Origin of the sequence: Enterobacter chengduensis, assembly GCF_001984825.2 — a bacterium.
GTDB lineage: Bacteria > Pseudomonadota > Gammaproteobacteria > Enterobacterales > Enterobacteriaceae > Enterobacter > Enterobacter chengduensis.
Map to the genome: position 1 here is coordinate 3,572,478 of NZ_CP043318.1, position 20,604 is coordinate 3,593,081.

General features: G+C 58.0%; 20 protein-coding genes. 3 read left to right on the plus strand and 17 right to left on the minus strand.

Going from position 1 to position 20,604, the window contains the following annotated elements; genetic code table 11:
* Positions 1–16: 16 nt before the first annotated feature.
* On the plus strand, positions 17–526 hold the full coding sequence (locus FY206_RS17270; RefSeq protein ID WP_032641997.1) for a GNAT family N-acetyltransferase: 510 nt from the start codon (positions 17–19) through the stop codon (positions 524–526).
* Positions 527–628: 102 nt separating this feature from the next.
* On the opposite strand, the gene hisP is transcribed toward FY206_RS17270, so the two are convergent.
* The 15 genes from hisP to pdxB form a co-directional block, all read right to left on the minus strand.
* A complete protein-coding gene (gene hisP, locus FY206_RS17275; protein ID WP_032641999.1) occupies positions 629–1,402 on the minus strand; it encodes a histidine ABC transporter ATP-binding protein HisP in 774 nt (257 codons plus the stop codon).
* 8 nt (positions 1,403–1,410) lie between these two features.
* Positions 1,411–2,127 (minus strand): ABC transporter permease, encoded by a 717-nt coding sequence (locus FY206_RS17280; protein WP_032642002.1) that lies wholly within the window; start codon positions 2,125–2,127, stop codon positions 1,411–1,413.
* Positions 2,124–2,810 carry a histidine ABC transporter permease HisQ gene (locus FY206_RS17285; RefSeq protein ID WP_032642004.1) on the minus strand — a complete coding sequence of 229 codons (687 nt, stop codon included), beginning with the start codon at positions 2,808–2,810 and terminating at the stop codon, positions 2,124–2,126. Before FY206_RS17285 ends, FY206_RS17280 begins: the two co-directional genes overlap by 4 nt.
* A gap of 88 nt (positions 2,811–2,898) precedes the next feature.
* Positions 2,899–3,681, minus strand: a complete 783-nt coding sequence (hisJ, locus tag FY206_RS17290) for a histidine ABC transporter substrate-binding protein HisJ (protein ID WP_032642006.1) — start codon at positions 3,679–3,681, stop codon at positions 2,899–2,901.
* A 226-nt stretch (positions 3,682–3,907) separates the two neighbouring features.
* Positions 3,908–4,690, minus strand: a complete 783-nt coding sequence (gene argT, locus FY206_RS17295) for a lysine/arginine/ornithine ABC transporter substrate-binding protein ArgT (protein ID WP_032642008.1) — start codon at positions 4,688–4,690, stop codon at positions 3,908–3,910.
* A gap of 285 nt (positions 4,691–4,975) precedes the next feature.
* On the minus strand, positions 4,976–5,545 hold the full coding sequence (locus tag FY206_RS17300; RefSeq protein ID WP_032642010.1) for a UbiX family flavin prenyltransferase: 570 nt from the start codon (positions 5,543–5,545) through the stop codon (positions 4,976–4,978).
* Between the two features lie 89 nt (positions 5,546–5,634).
* Complete coding sequence (gene purF, locus FY206_RS17305; protein WP_077064395.1) at positions 5,635–7,152, minus strand: amidophosphoribosyltransferase; 1,518 nt, start codon at positions 7,150–7,152, stop codon at positions 5,635–5,637.
* A 33-nt stretch (positions 7,153–7,185) separates the two neighbouring features.
* Entirely contained in the window at positions 7,186–7,674 is a 489-nt protein-coding gene (gene cvpA, locus FY206_RS17310) for a colicin V production protein (protein ID WP_000262116.1), read from the minus strand.
* Positions 7,675–7,903: 229 nt separating this feature from the next.
* On the minus strand, positions 7,904–8,590 hold the full coding sequence (dedD, locus tag FY206_RS17315; RefSeq protein WP_032642692.1) for a cell division protein DedD: 687 nt from the start codon (positions 8,588–8,590) through the stop codon (positions 7,904–7,906).
* Entirely contained in the window at positions 8,580–9,848 is a 1,269-nt protein-coding gene (gene folC / locus FY206_RS17320) for a bifunctional tetrahydrofolate synthase/dihydrofolate synthase (RefSeq protein WP_032642014.1), read from the minus strand. The genes dedD and folC overlap by 11 nt, the downstream gene beginning before the upstream one ends.
* A 70-nt stretch (positions 9,849–9,918) precedes the next feature.
* Positions 9,919–10,824 (minus strand): acetyl-CoA carboxylase, carboxyltransferase subunit beta, encoded by a 906-nt coding sequence (accD, locus tag FY206_RS17325; protein ID WP_032642015.1) that lies wholly within the window; start codon positions 10,822–10,824, stop codon positions 9,919–9,921.
* 154 nt (positions 10,825–10,978) lie between these two features.
* Entirely contained in the window at positions 10,979–11,638 is a 660-nt protein-coding gene (locus tag FY206_RS17330) for a DedA family protein (protein ID WP_077064397.1), read from the minus strand.
* A 28-nt stretch (positions 11,639–11,666) separates the two neighbouring features.
* Positions 11,667–12,479 (minus strand): tRNA pseudouridine(38-40) synthase TruA, encoded by an 813-nt coding sequence (gene truA, locus FY206_RS17335; RefSeq protein WP_032642017.1) that lies wholly within the window; start codon positions 12,477–12,479, stop codon positions 11,667–11,669.
* Positions 12,479–13,492: an aspartate-semialdehyde dehydrogenase gene (locus tag FY206_RS17340; protein ID WP_032642018.1), complete on the minus strand. Its 1,014-nt coding sequence runs from the start codon at positions 13,490–13,492 to the stop codon at positions 12,479–12,481. Before FY206_RS17340 ends, truA begins: the two co-directional genes overlap by 1 nt.
* 67 nt (positions 13,493–13,559) lie before the next feature.
* A complete protein-coding gene (pdxB, locus tag FY206_RS17345; protein ID WP_032642020.1) occupies positions 13,560–14,696 on the minus strand; it encodes a 4-phosphoerythronate dehydrogenase PdxB in 1,137 nt (378 codons plus the stop codon).
* Between the two features lie 113 nt (positions 14,697–14,809).
* Here pdxB and flk point away from each other — a divergent pair, with 113 nt between their 5' ends.
* Complete coding sequence (flk, locus tag FY206_RS17350; RefSeq protein ID WP_032642021.1) at positions 14,810–15,814, plus strand: flagella biosynthesis regulator Flk; 1,005 nt, start codon at positions 14,810–14,812, stop codon at positions 15,812–15,814.
* Between the two features lie 89 nt (positions 15,815–15,903).
* On the opposite strand, the gene FY206_RS17355 is transcribed toward flk, so the two are convergent.
* Both FY206_RS17355 and fabB read right to left on the minus strand, forming a co-directional pair.
* Positions 15,904–17,082 carry an MFS transporter gene (locus FY206_RS17355; RefSeq protein ID WP_032642022.1) on the minus strand — a complete coding sequence of 393 codons (1,179 nt, stop codon included), beginning with the start codon at positions 17,080–17,082 and terminating at the stop codon, positions 15,904–15,906.
* Positions 17,083–17,150: 68 nt separating this feature from the next.
* Entirely contained in the window at positions 17,151–18,368 is a 1,218-nt protein-coding gene (fabB, locus tag FY206_RS17360) for a beta-ketoacyl-ACP synthase I (protein WP_023312571.1), read from the minus strand.
* 158 nt (positions 18,369–18,526) lie between these two features.
* Between fabB and mnmC the strand changes: the two genes are divergently transcribed.
* Positions 18,527–20,524 (plus strand): bifunctional tRNA (5-methylaminomethyl-2-thiouridine)(34)-methyltransferase MnmC2/FAD-dependent 5-carboxymethylaminomethyl-2-thiouridine(34) oxidoreductase MnmC1, encoded by a 1,998-nt coding sequence (gene mnmC, locus FY206_RS17365; protein WP_032642023.1) that lies wholly within the window; start codon positions 18,527–18,529, stop codon positions 20,522–20,524.
* The last annotated feature ends 80 nt before the right edge of the window (positions 20,525–20,604 follow it).

Genomic DNA, 20,604 nt, shown 5'->3' on the forward strand with positions numbered 1-20,604 from the left:
AAGAAATGGCGTAACAATGGCTACCCTCACCACTCCCCGGCTTCTCCTCACCCCTTTCGAACCCACCGACTGGGCCTTCTTCCGCTCGCTGCGTGAGGATCGCCGCATCATGCGCTACATGGCCGCCATCGCGCCGGAAAAAGAGACCCGACGCGTGTTTGCCGCGCGCCTGATGGCCGAGCATGTTTTCGTGATCCGTTTTCGGGATGAGGAGACACCGCTTGGCGATATCGGGCTGCAAATCAGCCCTGAGAATCGTGAAGAGGCCGATATCGGCTATACGGTGGTGCCAGCCGCGCAGGGAAAAGGTATCGCCAGCGAGGCGCTGCGCGCGGTGTGCGATTACGCGTTTAACCAGACCGGCGTGAAGGCGATTAACGCGTACGTGCTGGCGGACAACGGTGGGTCGGTGCGGGTGCTGGAGAAGGCGGGGTTTGTGCGCACGCAGGTGCTGGAAAAGGCATATGAGATTGACGGCGTGCGTTACGACGACTGGGTGTATCGGCTGGAGTGTGGTGCGGCTTGATGCCCTCACCCCGGCCCTCTCCCACGGGGAGAGGGAGAACACCCAGCCAGTAGGCCCGGTAAGCGCAGCGCCACCGGGCGATTAGGCGGCACCGCGGCCTACCTACTTCAACGATCCCTTAAGGAACTGCTGCAAGCGCGGGCTTTGCGGATTCGCCAGGACCTCGTCCGGATGGCCCTGCTCTTCAATTTTCCCCTGATGCAGGAAAATCACGTGATTCGAGACGTTGCGGGCGAAGCCCATCTCGTGCGTCACCACCACCATCGTTTTGCCCTCTTCGGCCAGCTTCTGCATAATGCGCAGCACTTCGCCAACGAGTTCCGGGTCGAGCGCGGAGGTCGGTTCGTCGAACAAAAGCACCTCGGGTTCCATCGCCAGCGCGCGCGCGATGGAGACACGCTGCTGCTGGCCGCCGGAGAGGTGCACCGGGTATTTTATCTGCTGGCGCTCGTCGATACCCACTTTCGCCAGGTATTTCACCGCGCGCTCGCGGGCTTCCTGCTTGCTCAGGCCCAGCACCTGAATCGGCGCTTCCATCACGTTCTCCAGCACCGTCATGTGGCTCCAGAGGTTGAAGTGCTGGAACACCATCGTCAGACGCGTGCGCAGCAGGCGCAGCTGATGCTTATCCGCGACCTTCAGCTGGCCGTCTTTGTCACGGACCAGGTTAATATTCTGCCCGCTCACCACAATCGAGCCTTCGCTCGGCTTTTCGAGGAAGTTAATGCAGCGCAGGAAGGTACTTTTACCCGAGCCGGATGAGCCGATGATACTGATTACGTCGCCTGCGTTAGCCTGCAGCGACACCCCTTTCAGCACTTCATGTTCGCCGTAGCGTTTGTGCAAATCAATAACGTTTAATTTGTTCTCAGCCATCATCTTTCTCAGTGCGTCGAAGAGGGTTTTATATGCTGCAACCAGCGTTTTTCAGCCTTACGGAACAGGCTAATCAATACATAAGAGATAATTAAGTAGAGCACCGCCGCAATGCCAAACGCGGTAAACGGCTGATAGGTCGCGGAGTTAATATCGCGCGCGATTTTGAGCAGATCCGGCACCGTCGCGGTAAAGGCAAGCGCGGTGGAGTGCAGCATCAAAATCACTTCGTTACTGTACGCCGGTAAGGCGATGCGCAGCGCCGACGGCAGAATAATGCAGCGGTAAAGCTTCACGGAGGAAAAACCGTACGCCCGCGCCGCTTCAATTTCACCGTAAGGCACAGAGCGAATGGCCCCGGCGAAAATCTCGGTAGTGTAGGCGCAGGTATTGAGCGTTAAGGCCAGCACCGTACAGTTGAGGCCACTGCGGAAGAACGCGTTCAGCATCTCGGTGCCTTTTACGATCTCAAGCGTGTACATCCCCGAATAGAACACCAGCAGCTGCACGTACAGCGGCGTACCGCGAAACACGTAGGTAAACAGCCAGATCGGGAACTGGATAAGTTTATTGTTCGACACGCGGCCAATGGCGAGAAACACCGCCAGAATACCGCCCATCACCACGGAGGAGATCAGCAGCCAGAGCGTGATCGCAACGCCTGTAAAGCGGTAGCCGTCCGTCCACAGCAGCGATTTCCAGTATTCCTGAATAATCTCAATCACAGGTCAGCCCTCTTCACACCCACGGAGTAGCGACGCTCGAGCAGAAGCAGCACGCCGTTGGAGACGGTCGTAAAGACCAGATAGATCACGCCGCAGACCACCGCGAAATAGAACGGCTCCCAGGTGCTCTTGCCCGCCAGCTGAGTCGCTTTCACGACGTCTTCCAGGCCGAGCAGCGAGACCAGCGCCGTCGCTTTGAGGATAACCTGCCAGTTGTTGCCGATACCCGGTAGCGCATAGCGCATCATGGCCGGGAACATGATCCGACGAAACGTTTGTGAAGAGGTAAAACCAAATGCCGTTGCCGCCTCAATGTGGCCTTTCGGCACGGCCATGTAAGCGCCGCGGAAGGTTTCGGTGAAGTAGGCGCCGTAGATAAAACCGAGGGTAATAATACCGGCCACCATCGGGTCGATATCAATTTGTCCCATACCCAGCGCGTCCGTGACGCTGTTCAGCGCAATCTGCAGACCGTAAAAGATAAGCAGCATCAGCACCAGATCGGGAACGCCGCGAATCAGCGTGGTGTAGCCTTCAAAAATCAGCGCCAGCGGTTTGTTAGCCGAAAGCTTCGCCCCTGCGCCCGCCAGACCTATCAGCACCGCCAGCACCACGGAGCTGATAGCCAGCTCAAGGGTGACAAGCGCGCCCTGTAAAATAACGCCAGAAAATCCGTACAGCATACCGCGAGCCCTGTCGTATCGTGAGTGGTGGAACCGTGTCTTATCCCCTCCCGCTACGGGAGGGGCCGCACGTTATTTGACGGGGCGATTAGCCGCCGTAAACGTTAAAATCAAAGTACTTTTTCGCCAGCTTGTCGTAGGTGCCGTCAGCGCGCATTTCAGCGAACGCTTTGTTCAGCGCCTCACGCAGCTCGTTGTCTTCTTTGCGCAGGCCCATACCGGTGCCCACGCCAAACAGCTTCACGTCCTTAATGGACGGGCCGCCAAACTTGTAATCTTTACCTGGCGGCGTTTTCAGGAAGCCTTCGCTTGCCGCGACTTCATCCTGGAATGCCGCGTCAATACGGCCCGCCGTCAGGTCAGCGTAGATATTTTCCTGGCCCTGATAGGAGACGATCTCAATCCCCTTCGGCGCCCAGTGTTCGTTGCCGTAGGTTTCCTGCGTGGTGCCCTGCAGCACGCCGACGCGTTTGCCCTTCAGGGACTCCAGCGTTGGCTGAATGTCAGACGATTTTGCCACCACCAGACGAGAGTCGGCCGCGTAGAGCTTGTCGGTGAAGGCAATCTCCTGCTGGCGTTTTTCGGTGATGGAGAGGGAGGACATGATTACGTCGATTTTTTTCGCTTTCAGGGATGGGATCAGCGCATCCAGCGGGTTCTCAACGTAGGTACATTCTGCTTTGATGCGTTTGCACAGCTCGTTGGCCAGATCGATGTCAAAACCGACCAGTTCACCCTTTGAATTCTTCGATTCGAACGGCGCGTAGGTTGGATCGGTACCAATGCGAATTTTCTGCGGTATGGCTGCAAATGCCGCGGTGGCGCTGGAAAAGGCCAGTACCAGAGATAGTGACAACACGAGTTTTTTCATATTTGTCCTCAACAAACTGTCTTCATACGGGATTTTTACGACGACGGGGTGGTGCTAATGTGCCATTAATCCCCTCCGTCAGGCAAAGATTAATGCCCTTCAGGCGGGAATTTTTGCATTATAAATGCGTAAGTATGCACAAAGCGATCCAATACGGTGCAATGCTTGCACCGTATTGGATCAACCGCTCCCGTAACGCACCGTGTCGGTGCGTCACCGCCAGGCATTATTCACCGTAGACGTTGAAGTCGAAGTATTTCTTCGCCAGTTTGTCGTAAGTACCGTCTTTACGCAGCTCTGCAAAGGCTTTGTCAAAGGCGGCTTTCAGCTCGGTATCATCCTTGCGCAGGCCAATCCCGGTGCCGTCACCAAAGTACTTTTTGTCTTTCACCGACGGGCCCGCAAACGCGAAGTCTTTCCCCGCAGGCTGCTTCAGGAAGCCTTCACTCGCGGCGACTTCATCCTGGAATGCCGCATCCAGACGGCCTGCCGCCAGGTCAGAGTAAATCAGATCCTGGTTCTGATAAGCCACCACGTCGACGCCCTTCTCGCGCCAGTTGGCATTGGCATAGCCTTCCTGGGTCGAGCCCTGAAGCACGCCGACGTGCTTGCCCTTCAGCGAGTCGATGGTAGGCTTAATCGGGGAGCCTTTCGGCGCAATCAGGCGAGAATCCGCGGCGTACAGCTTGTCAGAGAAGGCAATCTCCTGCTGGCGTTTTTCGGTGATGGAGAGAGAAGAGATAATGGCGTCGATTTTCTTGGCCTTCAGCGACGGGATTAACGCGTCAAAGTCGCTGCCCACCCATGTGCATTTCACCGCAATGCGTTTGCACATTTCATTTCCCAGATCGATATCAAACCCCACGAAATCGCCTTTCGCATCCTTGGAAGAGAATGGCGCGTAGGTTGCGTCTGTACCGATACGAACCGTCTGTGGAAGCGCTGCGTAGCTACCTGCTGCCGCACTTAACCCCACGAGCAAAGACAGAGCCAGAACCGTCTTCTTCATACATTTACCCTCAAGTACCGTGATTTTATTATGTATTGTGTTGTGTTGCAGGCTTCATCTTGCAGGTCTTATGCCACATTGCCGTCGGGTCAAAACTTCGACGTTAAATATGTTAATAAAACGTTGCGATATTGCCTTAATGGTGAAAGATAGCAGGTCTGCCGAACGAACCGGAGAGAGAAAAATGGAAAAAACGAATTAAATGTCGAGGATATGATCGCCGTTGCATAATTGCCCTGAAACAGGGCAACGTCTTTTTTTTATGCACGCGGCTTGTGCACAGAATCAGGCTCCCTGCCAGCGGGTGAAGAGATCTTCAGGCAGGTCGATGTCGAACTGATCCAGCACGCGGTTAACGGTCTGGTTTATCACATCATCCAGCGAGGCTGGGCGATGGTAAAACGCCGGGACCGGCGGCATGATGACGGCCCCCAGCTCGGCTGCCTGCGTCATTAAGCGCAGATGGCCCAGGTGCAGCGGCGTTTCCCGCACGCAGAGCACCAGTGGACGCCGCTCCTTCAGCACCACATCCGCGGCGCGGGTTACCAGGGTATCGGTATAGCTGTTCACAATGCCGGAGAGCGTTTTAATTGAACAGGGCAGGATAACCATGCCGGCGGTTTTAAACGAGCCAGAGGAGATGCTGGCGGCGATATCGCGGGCATCGTGAACCACGTCAGCCAGTGCCTGAACATCGCGCAGGGAGAGATCGGTTTCAAGAGAGAGGGTCTGCCGCGCCGCCTGGCTCATCACCAGATGGGTTTCGACATCAGCCACGTTACGCAGAATCTGTAGCAGACGTACGCCGTAAATGGCGCCGCTGGCGCCGCTGAGCCCAACAATGAGTCGTTTCATGATTTTCGCCCTTACTGATTTCAGGGCAGACTGTGCAGGATTTTGCGGGGAGTTGCAAGCGAGGGCATACGCCCTCACCTGCAGGCGCATCAACCTTCGTTGTGCATCTCTAAGCTTTCGAGATCGTTTTGCAGCTGAACGGCTTTGGCGTCGTCATTGCGCAGCGAATCAAGATAGTCGAGGTACTGCTGGTCAACGTCTTTAGTCACGTAAATACCGTTGAACACGGAGCATTCAAACTGCTGAATTTCCGGGTTCTCGGCACGCACGGCGTCAATCAGGTCGTTGAGGTCCTGGAAAATCAGGCCGTCAGCGCCGATGATCTGGCGAATTTCATCCACTTCACGCCCGTGAGCGATCAGCTCGTTGGCGGTTGGCATATCGATACCGTATACGTTCGGGAAGCGAATTTCCGGCGCGGCAGAGGCCAGGTAAACTTTCTTTGCACCCGCTTCGCGCGCCATCTCGATAATCTGCTCAGAGGTGGTGCCGCGAACGATGGAGTCATCCACCAGCAGGACGTTCTTGTCACGGAATTCCGCGCGGTTGGCGTTCAGCTTGCGGCGCACGGACTTACGACGCAGGTGCTGGCCCGGCATGATAAAGGTGCGGCCAACGTAGCGGTTCTTCACGAAGCCCTGACGGTATGGCTTATCCAGAATGCGGGCAATCTCCAGGGCGATATCGCAGGAGGTTTCCGGGATAGGAATAACCACGTCGATGTCGAGATCGTCCCACTCGCGGGCAATCTTCTCGCCCAGCTTCGTGCCCATGTTGACGCGGGCACTGTAGACGGAGATCTTGTCGATGAAGGAATCCGGACGGGCAAAGTAAACGTATTCAAACAGGCACGGGTTGCTGACCGGGTTGTCGGCACACTGGCGGGTAAACAGCTGGCCCTTCTCGGTAATATAGACCGCTTCGCCCGGCGCAACGTCGCGCAGGAATTCGAAGCCCAGGGTATCCAGCGCCACGCTTTCAGAGGCAACCATATACTCGGTGCGACCATCGCCGAGGTCGCGTTTGCCCAGCACCAGTGGACGGATGCCGTTTGGATCGCGGAAGGCGACCATGCCGTGACCGATGATCATTGCCACGCAGGCGTACGCGCCGCGGATCTGACGGTTGGTCGCGGCAATGGCAGCAAAGATGTTTTCTGCTTCCAGCGGGTAGTGGCGGAAGTTATCCAGCTCGCTGGCGAACACATTGAGCAGGATTTCAGAATCAGAGGTGGTGTTAATGTGGCGACGTTTCTCTTCGAACAGCTTTTTACGCAGCTCGTGCGCGTTGGTCAGGTTGCCGTTATGAGCAAGGGTGATGCCATACGGTGAGTTGACGTAGAAAGGCTGTGCCTCAGAGGCGCTGGAACTGCCAGCAGTAGGATAACGAACGTGACCGATCCCCATATTACCTTGCAGACGCTGCATATGGCGGGCTTCAAACACATCGTTTACCAGGCCATTCGCCTTGCGTAAACGGAAGCAGTTGTTTGCATCAATGGTGATGATACCCGCAGCATCCTGCCCACGGTGCTGAAGCACCGTTAACGCGTCATAAATCGACTGGTTTACCGGCATGAAACCGGCGATACCGACAATACCGCACATTCGTCTTTTCCTCGTTAAGCCACATCTCAGGGTTTATGCCCTGGGCAAAAAACTCGACGAGCTTTGCAGATAGTCAAAGAACCATCTGATGATGAAGCTGAACTCAGGAATGAGCTGCGATTTCTGCCAGTCTTCGCTTTTGGAGAACCCGGTGAAGGTATCCAGGAAGAACAGGATCGCGGCCACAATTAGCACGCCTCGCAACGCCCCGAAACAGATCCCGAGCACCCTGTCCGTTCCTGACAGACCGGTTTTCTCGACCAGCTGACCTATCACGTAATTCACGATAGCGCCGACTATCAGCGTTGCGATAAACAGCACCGCGATAGCGATTCCATTTCGGACCAGTTCATCTTCAAAGCCCGTGAACCAGACAGACAGGTAAGTGTAGTAATGGCTGGCGACAAAGAAAGCACAACCCCAGGTCACCAGCGATAACGCTTCACGAACAAAGCCACGGATCAGGCTAACCAGACAGGAAAAACCAATCACCGCAATGATGGCGTAATCAATCCAGACCATATATGTCCCACGATTTAACGCCCTGTCATCCAGTTCGGGGCGAATTCTAACAGAAAAAGAAAACGTTTGCGTAGGGATTTCCTTCCCGCGCGTAAATAAAAAAGGCGCTGAAAAAATAATCAACGCCCCCGGTCGTTTTGACGTTTCTATGAACGTCTACTCCCCCTCACCCCAGCCCTCTCCCTCAAGGGAGAGGGAGCAAACCACTCCGGGGTTGGGTAAGTTCTTATCAGTTCGCGCTGTAGCCCATCACCACGCCGCTCAGGCCGGAGATCTGCTTCAGCTCACCGAGTGAATTTTTAAGCTTATCTTTGGATGCTTCTGGCCCCACGAGGATACGGGTAATTTTACCCTGTACCGGCGTGGAAGGTGAAGTGTAAACACGGTATCCCGCACTGCGCAGTTTGCTCACGACCTCGTTGACCTTATCGGCATTTTTCAGCGCGCCGAGCTGCACCACGTAGGCTTTTCCGGTCGGAGCCGCGTCTTGTTTTGCCGGCGGTGGGGTCTCTGACGCGGCAGCCAGCTGCTCTGCGGCTTTATCCCGCTGCGGTTTCGGCTGCGGCTTCTCAACCGGCTTCGGTTTTTCAACCGGTTTAGGCTGCTCGACCGGAACAGGATCGATATCGCTGCTGCTCGCGGCCGCCAGGCGAGACGGATCGAGCGACGGTACGGCGGCATCGCCCGCGCGCACCTCTTCCGCCGCCCCTTCCGGTGGCTGAGCAGGCAGCGCCTGCGTCGCCGCGGGCAGCATGTCCGGCTCATCGCGGTCACCCGGTTTCGGCACCAGCGGAATCGCGGCAAACTCATCCTGATAATGCTTTTTCTGCCCGTCGAGCAGACCCGGGAGAATAATCACCCCGAGCGCGACCAGCACAATGGTTCCTGTTAAACGGTTCTGAAACTTACTCGCCACCGGTTCTCCCCGCATCCATCACTTCCATGACATGTGCCACCGTGTGGAATGAACCACACACCAGCACGGTATCTTCTGGTTTAGCATCCACCATCGCGGCATGCCAGGCCTGCGCCACGCTACTGTAGATTGCGCCTTTGCCGAGATGTTCCATCAGCTGCTCGGCCGTCGCGCCGCGCGGCCCCTCCAGAGGAGCACAATACCAGCTATCGACCACGCTCTCCATGCAGGCCAGCGTCCCGCCGATATCTTTATCATGAAGCATACCGATAACCGCCAGCACGCGCCCGGTTTTTGGTAACGATTTGAGACGTCCCGCGAGATACGCCGCCGCATGCGGGTTATGCGCCACATCGAGAATCAGGCGCGGTGACTCGCTGACGATCTGGAAACGGCCGGGCAGAATAGCATTCTGAATGCCGTCGCGGATCGCCTGCTCGCTAACCGCGAGCCCGCTGGCGCGCAGTGCCGCCAGCGCGGTGGCGGCATTCGGCTGCGGTACCTGCGGCAGCGGCAGGTTGTCCAGCGCGCCCTGCGCATCGCTAAAGCTCCAGCCGTTTTCCTGAACCTCAAACTGCCAGTCAACGCCGCGGCGCAGCAGCTGCGCGCCCTTCTCGTTCGCCACGTCCGCGATGGTGTGCGGCATATCCGGCTCGCCCACCACGGCGGGTTTGTTTGCCCGGAAAACGCCGGCCTTCTCGCGGCCAATGCTTTCACGATCCGGTCCCAGCCAGTCGGTATGATCCAGCGCGATGCTGGTCACCACCGCCACGTCCGCATCCACGATATTGGTCGCATCAAGACGTCCGCCGAGACCAACCTCAAGGATCGCCACATCCAGCTGAGCCTGCCTGAACAGCCACAGGGCCGACAGGGTGCCGTATTCAAAATAGGTTAATGAGATCTCACCGCGTGCGGCTTCAATTTCCGCGAACGACGCCGTATGTGCGGATTCCGGCAGCTCGCGGTTCTGCACGCGCACCCGCTCGGTGTAGCGGACGAGATGTGGAGAGCTGTAAACGCCAACCCGGTAACCTGCCGCCATCAGGACGGATTCCAGCGTGCGGCAGGTCGTGCCTTTACCGTTGGTCCCCGCGACGGTGAACACGAAAGGCGCCGGTTTGAGCACATCAAGACGCGCCGCAACCTGGCTCACGCGCTCAAGCCCCATATCGATGGTTTTACTGTGCAGGTTTTCCAGATAAGAAAGCCACGCGGCCAGGGGCGACGTGGCTTGGGGAATGCTTTTATTTTCCATAATGCCCGGTTGTCATTAACAGATTAGAAAGCAAAAGGGCAGCGCCAACCGGCCCTGCCCTTTTCAGTTATCAGGCCTCGGGTTCCTGATCCGGTACCACCACGCCTTCGCGCGGCTCATCCGGGTTCGGCGCGGGCAGATTCATCAGCTTCGCCAGGATGCTCGCCAGCTTCAGGCGCATTTCCGGACGGCGGACGATCATGTCGATGGCGCCTTTCTCAATAAGGAACTCACTGCGCTGGAAGCCCGGCGGCAGCTTTTCACGAACGGTCTGCTCGATAACGCGAGGGCCGGCAAAGCCGATCAGCGCTTTTGGCTCAGCGATGTTCAGGTCGCCCAGCATCGCGAAGCTCGCGGAGACGCCGCCCATGGTTGGGTCGGTCAGCACGGAGATGTACGGCAGACCGCGCTCCTGCATCTTCGCCAGCGCTGCAGAGGTTTTCGCCATCTGCATCAGCGACATCAGCGCTTCCTGCATACGCGCACCGCCGGAGGCAGAGAAGCAGATCAGCGGACAGTTGTCTTCCAGCGCCTGCTCAACGGCACGCACGAAGCGCGCACCGACCACGGAGCCCATCGAGCCGCCCATAAAGGAGAACTCAAACGCAGCGGCAACAACCGGCATCTCGTGCAGGGTGCCTTTCATGACGACCAGCGCGTCTTTTTCGCCGGTCTCTTTTTGTGCAGAGGCCAGACGATCTTTGTATTTTTTGGAATCGCGGAACTTCAGCACGTCTTTTGGCTCAAGCTCGCTGCCCAGCTCTACCAGAGAGCCTTCGTCCAGCAGGCTATGCAGGCGGTTGCGCGCCGACATACGCATGTGGTGGTCACACTTCGGACACACCTCAAGGTTGCGTTCCAGCTCTGCGCGATACAGTACCTGACCGCAGCTATCACACTTCGTCCATACCCCTTCAGGAATGCTCGCTTTGCGCGTTGGGGTAATGTTGCTTTTAATTCGTTCAATCCAGCTCATTGATAACCTTTCTGCCTGAACCTGGTCGTATGCCAGTTTTGCTATAAGAGGCGAATAATGCCATTTTTGCCTCCAACAGACCATGAATGTTGCACATTAAAACATAACAGCCCGAAACTTTGGATAAAAAAGTGGTCGAACCGCCAGCGTGCATTTACTTCGCTTGCTTAGCCGCCGCACGTTTGTGACGAATGATTTCGATAACGCCAGGCAGTACGGAAAGCACAATTATCGCTACAATCAGTAACTTAAGATTTTCCTGAACGATCGGAAGATCGCCAAACAGGTAGCCGGCATAGGTAAACAGCAGCACCCACAGCAGCGCCCCCACGATGTTATACATCGCAAAATGACGATAGGACATATGCCCCATTCCCGCCACAAACGGTGCAAATGTACGCACAATAGGCACAAAGCGCGCAAGGATAATGGTTTTTCCGCCATGGCGTTCATAAAACGCATGGGTTTTATCTAAATAGCTGCGACGGAAAATTTTCGAATCAGGATTGCTGAAAAGCCGCTCACCGAATACCCGGCCAATCGTATAGTTGACCGCATCACCGATAATCGCGGCAATCACCATCAACACCACCATAAGATGCACGTTCAGATCGTTAGTCGGTAACGCCGATAACGCCCCGGCAACGAACAGCAGTGAATCCCCCGGCAGGAACGGGGTAACAACCAGCCCGGTTTCACAGAACAAAATGAGGAACAGAATGGCATAAACCCAGACGCCATACTGCGCGATCAGCTCCGCCAGGTGAACATCAATATGCAGGATGAAATCAATTAAAAAACGAATTACGTCCATATTGTCTAAGCCCTAATTGCACCTTTGTTTAGTCCGCTAAAAATAGCGGGCCCATTGGCGGTTTTGGCAGGTCAAACCGATCCGGATAGTCTACCGACACCAGATACAACCCTTCCGCTTTCGCCGTGGCTGCCGCCAGCGTTCTGTCCTTCGCTGCCAGCAGGTCTGCAATCCAGCTCTCCGGCTGGTGTCCGGCGCCCACTTCCATCAGGCTACCCACAATATTCCTAACCATATGATGTACAAAGGCATTGGCTTTGATATCCACCACCACATACGCGCCAAAACGGCTGACGTGAATGTGCATGACGTTACGCCACGGCGTGCGGGACTGACACTGCACCGCACGAAACGACGTAAAATCATTTTCACCAATCAGACACTGCGCCGCACGATGCATGCGTTCAGCGTCGAGCGGTTCATAAAAGTGCGTCACGCCCTGGCTTAACACCGCCGGACGCAGACGCTGATTGTAGATGACGTAGCGATAACGGCGCGCCGTGGCGCTGAACCGCGCGTGAAAATCATCCGGCACAGCTTTCACCCAGCGCACCGCAATGTCACCAGGCAAATTCGCATTTACACCCAGCGTCCAGGCGGCGTCCTTGCGCACGGCGGTGGTTTCAAAGTGAACCACCTGCCCCGTGCCGTGAACGCCCGCGTCCGTACGTCCCGCGCACAGGACGTTAATCGGCTCGTTTGCCACCTGAGAGAGCGCTTTCTCCAGCTTTTCCTGGACGCTGCGCACCTCATTCTGACGCTGCCAGCCATAATATTTGCTGCCGTCGTACTCAATGCCGAGGGCAATTCTATGGACCGGCTTTTGTTCCAGGTCTGACATCAGTACAGATACTCCTGCACCAGTTTTTCAGCGATTTTGACCGCCATCAGCGCGCCGCCGAAGCGAACGTTGTCGGCAACCGACCAGAACTGAACCTGCTCCGGCATTCCGTAGTCGTTGCGCACGCAGCCAACGGAAAGATGCGCGCTACCGGTGGCGTCGCCGACCTGGGTCGGGAACTCGGTCTCTTCAGAAAGAACAATGTCCTCACCGCGGCCAAACGCATCGCGCGCTTCTTCCGCCGCCAGCGGACGCAGCGCTTCAAAGCCAACCATCTGCGCGTGGCCGTAGAAGACCGGGGACTGCACGACGCTTGCAGAGATCATCAGGCCATCGTCCTGCAAAATTTTACGCACTTCATCGACGATACGACGCTCTTCGCGCACGGAACCCTCGCGATCCGGCAGCAGCGGCAGCATGTTGAACGCCAGCTGGCGGCCAAAGAAATCATCTTCATCAATCGGGATACCGTTCAGCAGCTTAGCGCTCTGCCCGGCCAGCGCGTCGACGGCCTTTTTGCCGTTAGCAGAGGCGGACAGCAGGCTGGTGACGGTAATGCGCGACAGGCCGCCGTCGTCGATCAGCGGTTTCAGGGCGGTCAGCAGCTGGCTGGTCAGGCTGTTCGGTACCGCAATGACGTTACGGTTGCGGTAGTCAGCCAGCACGAACGGGTTCACGTCCGGCACCACCAGCGGCACGTCCGGCTCCATGGAGAACAGGCCGCTCAGGTCGATCACCAGGCAGCCCGCGTTGGTCGCCTCTTCAACGTACGCGGCAGTGGCTTCAGCGCCCGCGGCGAAAAACGCCAGCTGCGCCTGGGTCCAGTCAAACTCTGCTGCATCCTGGACCATCACGGATTTACTGTTAAAACGCAGATGCTCACCCGCGCTATCGGTACGCGCCAGCGCATAGATATCGCCCACCGGGAACTGACGCTCGGCAAGGGTTTCGAGCAGGGCTTCGCCCACGGCACCCGTGGCACCTAAAATGGCAATGTTCCAGCCTTCAGACATGGTGGTTTACTCCAGAAATAAAAAAGCGTCCCTGTCGGAGTATCCAACAGGGAGCATTAAGAAGACATTAATGCGCCGGGTGATGAACGGCGTTAAACCCCAGCTTGTGCAGCAGCGTCGCCGCCGACGCGTCGTCGCACATTACATACAGGGAAGACCACTCGCGGCGCTCAACATAGTTCTTGCGCAGCTTGTCAAATTCACCCGGGATCCCCGCCACTTTACGCAGCAGCGCATCATCGCGGCGCACATCATACACCAAATGCACCAGCCTTTTCAGCGTTGCCTGATCGAGCGGGCCGTGCAGGGTTATGCGGCCAAACTCAGGCGCGGGAAGTAAGGTATCCAGCGCGACCTGCTGCGGATGGCCGATAAAAGCGCTGTAGGCTTCGAAGACCTGCGTCGTGCCGCGGGCTTTCCCTTCAAGGGTATAACCGGCGATATGGGCGGTGGCTACGTCCACCTTGTTAAGCAGCTCAACGTTGAGATCCGGCTCCGGCTCCCAGACGTCCAGCACCACGCTGAGGTCTTGTCCTTCGTTCAGACACGCCAGCAGCGCGGCGTTATCCACCACCGGCCCCCGGCAGGCATTTATCAGAATAGTGCCAGCCTTCAGACGGCGGATCAGCGCCGCGTCGGCCAGATGCAGCGACTTATACGGCCCCTCTTTAAACAGCGGCGTGTGGAAAGTCAGCACGTCGCACTCTTCAACCAGCTCGTCCAGCGAGCGGAAATCCCCGTCGTCGCCGTTGTCTTTGCGCGGCGGATCGCACAGCAGCGTGCGGATCCCTAGCGCCTCAAGGCGCTTTTGCAGGCGGCCGCCGACGTTACCCACGCCAACAATCCCCACGGTGCGGTCTTTCAGCGCAAAACCGTCGCGCTCGGCCAGCATCAGCAGCGAGGAGAAAACGTATTCCACGACGGCAATCGCGTTACAGCCCGGCGCCGCGGAAAAACCAATCCCGGCATGCGCCAGCCACCGATCGTCCACATGATCGGTCCCTGCCGTAGCGGTACCAACGAACTTAATCGCCTTACCGGCGAGCAATGCCTCATTTACTTTGGTCACCGAGCGCACCATCAGCGCGTCTGCATCATCCAGTTCGTTGACCGGGATCGGGCGACCAGGGACAGCCTTAACGTTACCCAGGCGGCTAAACAGCTCGCGGGCGTAAGGCATATTTTCATCAACGAGGATTTTCACGTCTGAGTACCTGTTTGAGAGGAAGAAAACCTGTCAAGTGTGCCATAATCTGGCCGCCAGGCATATACGTCTGCCAGGTTTACGCTGAGTTTTGACTTTAAGGATTTTTGACGATGCAGCCCATTTCAGGTACGCCGCCACGCCCTCCGGGTGAAGGCCCCGTCACGCCAAACGTTGCCGGTGAACAGCCGCTATCCACGCAACAGCGCACCGTGCTGGAGCGACTGATCACGCGCCTGATTGCGCTGACTTCCCAGCAAAATGCGGAAGTCTGGGCCGGGGTAAAGCATGATTTAGGCGTGAAGAACGACGCACCGCTGCAGTCGCGCCATTTCCCTGCGGCCGAGCAAAACCTGAACCAGCGTATTACGACCGCTCAGCAAAACCACACCACGCGCCAGATTGTTTCTCAGCTGACGGAGCTGCTTGGCCAGGGAAATAACCGCCAGGCGGTGAGTGATTTTATCCGCCAGCAGTATGGTCAGACCGCCCTTGGCCAGCTGACGCCAGACCAGCTCAAAACCGTGCTGACGCTGCTGCAGAACAACGAGCTGTCGATTCCACAGCCTCAGGTGCGCCCGGCGACCGAGCGCCCGCTGCTGCCCGCCGAGCACAACACGCTCAAGCAGATGGTGACCAAGCTGGCCGCGGCTACCGGCGAGCCGACAAAGCTCATCTGGCAATCCATGCTGGAGTTGTCCGGCGTGAAGGCGGGCGAGCTGATCCCGGCCAAACAGTTTACCCATCTGGTGACCTGGCTCCAGGCGCGCCAGACGCTCAGCACCCAGAGCGCCCCGACCCTGCATACCGTGCAGGCCGCGCTGAAGCAGCCGCTTGAGCCGCACGAGTTTGAGGTGATTCGGGATTACGCCCAGCAAAACTGGCAGGCCACGCCGCAGACGGTGCTGACTACCGCCCAGGTGCAGGATTTGCTCAACCAAATCTTCGTTCGCCGCGCCGAGCGCGAAGGCGGCGTGCCGGAGGTGAGAAATATTCAGCCAATCTACAGCCCGCTGTTTGCGCCGGTCGTCGAGACGTTCAGAACGCTCTCTGCGCGTCCGGGACTGATGTTTATTGCACTGCTTGTTGCGCTGGCGATTTTCTGGCTGGTTGCCTGAGGATTTGCCCGGTGGCGCTGCGCTTACCGGGCCTACAACGGCTCGAACCGTAGGCCGGGCAAGGCGCAGCCGCCCCCGGCAACAACGGCTCACGTTCTGCGAAACGCCACCAGCGTCACCACAATCCCCACTACCGCTGAAACCGCACCGGCCAGGAAGACGGACGGGTAGCCAAACGAGGTGGCTAACACCCCGGCCAGCGGGCCGGTAACGCCGTACGAGATATCCTGAAACGCCGCATAGCCGCCGAGCGCCGTCCCGCGCACCTGCGGGGCCACGCGCTTCACGACTTCCACACCCAGCGCCGGGAAGATCAGCGAGCAGCCGCAGCCGGTGAGCGCGGCACCCAGCAGCGCAACGGAGGCAACCGGCGCTTGCCAAAGCAGCAGCAGGCCGACGGTCTCAATCATCAGGGACGCCACCGCCACCTTCACGCCGCCAAAGCGATCCGGCATCCAGCCGAACAGCACGCGCATCAGCACAAACGCGCCGCCAAATGCGGTCAGCGTAAAACCGGCCATCGCCCAGCCGCGGCTCATGAAATAGAGCGAGACGAAGGTGCCAATGACCGCAAACCCCACGCCCTGCAGCGCCAGGCCAAGGCCCGGCTGCCAGATTTGACCAACCACGCTCCACATGGAAGGACGCTCCCCTTTGTGCGCGGGCACCTTACGCACCGAGCCGTTAAACGCCCACGCCACCAGCGGAAGCACCATGGTCGTTGCCGCCAGGGCCGCAAATCCAAACTGGCTGTTGATGAGCAGTCCAAGCGGTGCGCCGGCGGCCAGCGCGCCGTAGATGGCCATGCCGTTCCAGGACATGACCTTGCCGGAACGCGCAGGCCCCACCAGCCCCATTCCCCAGGTCAGGGTGCCGGTCAGCAGCTGGCTTTCGCCGAAGCCAAGGATTAAGCGGCCCAGCACCAGCAGCGCAAATTTATAGGCGGCATCGAGCGGCAAAAGGGCCGCCAGCAGCCACGCCCCGCCCGCCAGCCCGCAGGCAAACATCCCCTGTATCGCCGAGCGTTTAGCGCCGTGCTGATCTGCCAGCCGTCCGGCGTATCCGCGGGTTAATACCGTGGCTAAAAACTGAATGCCCACGGCAATGCCGACCATGGTGTTGCCATAGCCTAGCTCCTGATGGACGAACAGCGGGATCACCGGCAGCGGCAGACCTACGGTCATGTAGGTCAGGAATACCGCAAAGGCGATACGGAAAAGGGAGAGGTTACCGGAAGGGATACGTTTATCCGGGATAGCGGCCGTCATGCATAACTCCGTGTTGAGGCATAAAAAAAGGGAACCTTCCGGTTCCCTTATACTATACATTCAAACGCTTATGCTTTCAGCTTACGCATAACCAGCGTGGCGTTGGTGCCACCGAAGCCGAAGCTGTTTGACATGACGGTGGTCAGCGTCGCGTCCATTGGTTTGGTCACGATGTTCAGGCCAGCAGCCTGCTCGTCCATCTCGTCAATGTTGATGCTTGGGGCGATAAAGCCGTTTTCCAGCATCAGCAGAGAGTAGATCGCTTCCTGCACGCCAGCCGCACCCAGAGAGTGACCGGTCATGGCTTTGGTTGCGGAAATCGCCGGGCTGTTGTCGCCGAAGACTTCGCGGATCGCACCCAGCTCCTTCACGTCGCCTACCGGAGTAGACGTGCCGTGGGAGTTCAGGTAGTCGATTGGGGTATCAACGCCGTGCATCGCCATCTTCATGCAGCGCACCGCGCCTTCGCCGGATGGCGCAACCATGTCGGCGCCGTCAGACGTTGCACCGTAGCCCACGATCTCAGCGTAGATGTGCGCGCCGCGCGCCAGGGCATGCTCCAGCTCTTCAACCACAACCATACCGCCGCCGCCGGCGATAACGAAACCGTCGCGGTGCGCATCATAGGTACGGGAGGCTTTGTCCGGGGTTTCGTTGTACTTGGTGGACAGTGCGCCCATCGCGTCGAATTCACAGGCCATTTCCCAGCCCAGCTCTTCGCCGCCGCCAGCAAATACGATGTCCTGTTTACCCAGCTGGATCTGCTCAACGGCATTACCGATGCAGTGTGCGGACGTCGCACATGCGGAGCTGATAGAGTAGTTCACACCGTGGATTTTGAATGGGGTCGCCAGGCACGCGGAAACCGCAGAACCCATGGCTTTGGTGACCACGTACGGACCTACCGCTTTCAGACCACGCGGGCTACGCATTGCGTCAGCGCCGAATACCTGCGCTTTTGACGAGCCGCCGGAACCGGCGATCAGACCCACGCGCGGGTTGTTCTGATAAACCTCTTCACTCAGGCCGGAATCTTTGATCGCTTCCTGCATGGAGAGATAAGCGTAAATAGAGGCATCGTTCATGAAACGAACCACTTTGCGGTCAATCAAACCGGTGGTGTCCAGTTTGACGTTACCCCATACGTGGCTGCGCATACCTGAATCTTTAAACTCTTCAGAGAAAGTGATCCCGGAGCGTCCTTCACGCAGAGATGCCAGGACTTCCTGCTGGTTATTACCGATGCTGGAAACAATGCCCAGGCCAGTAATCACTGCACGTTTCATTCAATACCTCTGTAAGTCGCACTATAGTAAGTTTCGAGTCGCACAATAGCGTACACTTGTACGCCGAACAAGTCCGATCAGACATTTTCTGCGGAAATTTGCACCGATGGACTCACATCGTTAAGATCGTGCCACTGCCTGTCAGACGAGTAACTTACGTGAAACAAAACGCTATACAACCCGCCAACCTCGAATTCAACGCTGAGGGTACACCTGTTTCCCGAGATTTTGATGACGTCTATTTTTCTAATGATAACGGACTCGAAGAAACTCGCTATGTTTTCCTCGATGGAAACCAGCTCAGCAGCCGCTTCCCGGCGCACCCGCGGAGCCTGTTCGTGGTCGCGGAAAGCGGATTCGGCACCGGGCTGAATTTTTTAACCCTCTGGCAGGCGTTTAATCAGTTCCACGCTGCTCACCCTGAGGCTACGCTACAAAGATTACATTTCATCAGTTTCGAAAAATTCCCGCTTACCGCGCACGATCTGCGGCTTGCCCACCAGCGCTGGCCGGAGCTTGCGCCCTGGGCAGAGCAGCTTCAGGCGCAGTGGCCGCCCCACATCGGCGGCTGCCATCGTCTGATTCTGAATGGCGGGCGCGTAACCCTTGACTTGTGGCTTGGCGACATCAATGAGCTGACCGATACGCTCGATGATTCGATGAATCAGACGGTGGACGCGTGGTTCCTTGACGGCTTCGCCCCCGCCAAGAATCCGGACATGTGGAGCCAGCATCTGTTTAGCGCGATGGCGCGACTGGCCCGCCCTGGCGCAACGCTTGCCACCTTCACCTCGGCAGGCTTTGTCCGCCGAGGCTTGCAGGAAGCGGGCTTTACCATGCAGAAGACCAAGGGCTTTGGCCGCAAGCGCGACATGCTGGTCGGCAGGATGGAACAGACGCTGGACGTTCACGCTCAGGCCCCCTGGTTTGCTCGCCGCGCCAGCGCAGCCCGCGAGGTGGCAATCGTCGGTGGAGGCATCGCCAGCGCCCTGCTCTCGCTCGCGCTTCTCCATCGTGGCTGGCAAGTCACGCTCTACTGTGCTGACGATGCGCCAGCAAGCGGCGCGTCCGGCAACCGTCAGGGGGCGCTCTATCCGCTTTTAAGCGCGCACGACCCGGCCCTGTTCCGGTTTTTCCCTGCGGCGTTTACCTTCGCCCGTCGCCTGTATGACGCGCTCCCGGTGGCGTTCGACCATAGCTGGTGCGGCGTCACGCAGCTCGGCTGGGATGAAAAGAGCCAGCAAAAAATCACGCAGATGCTGTCGCTGGGCCTGCCCGAAGAGATCGCCCGCGCGGTAAGCGCGCAGGAGGTGAAAGACACCGCTGGCGTGGAAACCGGGTGTGGGGGCATACAGTATCCGCTCGGCGGCTGGCTGTGCCCGGCTGAACTGACCGCGGCGGTCATTGCCCTGGCGCACTCGCGCGGGCTGACGGTGCGGTATGGCCACAAGGTTGAATCACTGTCCCGAACAGAACGCTGGCACCTGCGTTTTGCTGATGGCAAGGAGGCAAACCATGCCAGCGTCGTGTTGGCAAACGGGCATCACATCAGCCAGTTTGCCCAGACAGCGACGTTGCCGGTGTATCCGGTTGGCGGGCAGGTGAGCCATATCCCGACCACGCCTGAGCTCGACCAGCTGCGTCAGGTGCTGTGCTATGACGGCTATCTGACGCCGCAAAACCCGTCTAACGGCCATCACTGCATCGGGGCCAGCTACCATCGCGGCGAGGCGGAAATGCGCTACAGCGAGGAGGATCAGGCGCAAAACCGTCAGCGCCTGATTGACTGCTTCCCGGACGCGGCGTGGGCGCAAGAGGTTGACGTCAGCGCGGGTGACGCGCGCTGCGGCGTGCGCTGCGCCACCCGCGATCACCTGCCGATGATGGGAAACGTGCCGGACTACGAGGCAACGCTTGAGGTCTATGAGGACCTTGCTGATAACCGGGATAAAGCGGTCAGCGCGCCGGTCTATCCGGAGCTGTATATGCTGGGCGGGCTGGGCTCCCGCGGGCTGTGCTCTGCGCCGCTGCTGGCCGAAGCGTTAGCCGCGCAAATGAGCAACGAGCCGTTACCGCTGGACAGGGTTACGCTTGCGGGACTGAATCCGAATCGATTGTGGGTGCGGAAACTGCTGAAGGGGAAGACGGTTAAATAGGGTGCGGTCTGGTCCCCTCACCCAAACCCTCTCCCACAGGGAGAGGGGATATTCGTAGGCCCGGTAAGCGCAGCGCCACC